This window comes from Anoxybacillus sp. LAT27, from assembly GCF_022030075.1.
GTDB lineage: Bacteria > Bacillota > Bacilli > Bacillales > Anoxybacillaceae > Anoxybacillus > Anoxybacillus kestanbolensis.
In genome coordinates this window covers 1-227 of sequence record NZ_JAIWYK010000364.1, presented here as the reverse complement: position 1 = coordinate 227, position 227 = coordinate 1, and the positions used below count along the sequence as shown (strand labels likewise).

1 protein-coding gene is annotated in these 227 nt (G+C 58.6%); it reads right to left on the bottom strand.

Annotated elements, in window-relative coordinates; all coding sequences use genetic code 11:
- Positions 1-151, bottom strand: a 151-nt coding sequence (locus LD028_RS18285; RefSeq protein WP_369414825.1) for an FUSC family protein, incomplete at its 3' end; no start/stop codon positions are given.
- Between the last annotated feature and the right edge of the window lie 76 nt (positions 152-227).

Genomic DNA, 227 nt, shown 5'->3' with positions numbered 1-227 from the left:
GCCCGAGCAGCAGCAGGCCCGACAGCAGGACACCCGCAGCGGTGCCGATGCCTCTTTGAACGGTGCGTGTCAACGCTGAGGCGAAATTGCGCTGAAGGACCAAGGCTACCGTCAGTGAAATCCAATAGGACCTCTCGTGATGGAGAAACATTCCGACTGTTTCTGCCGCCGTCATGCATAGCGCAACCCGAAGCGTATACTGCCAGCCGGAAACATGTGCCAGCGAA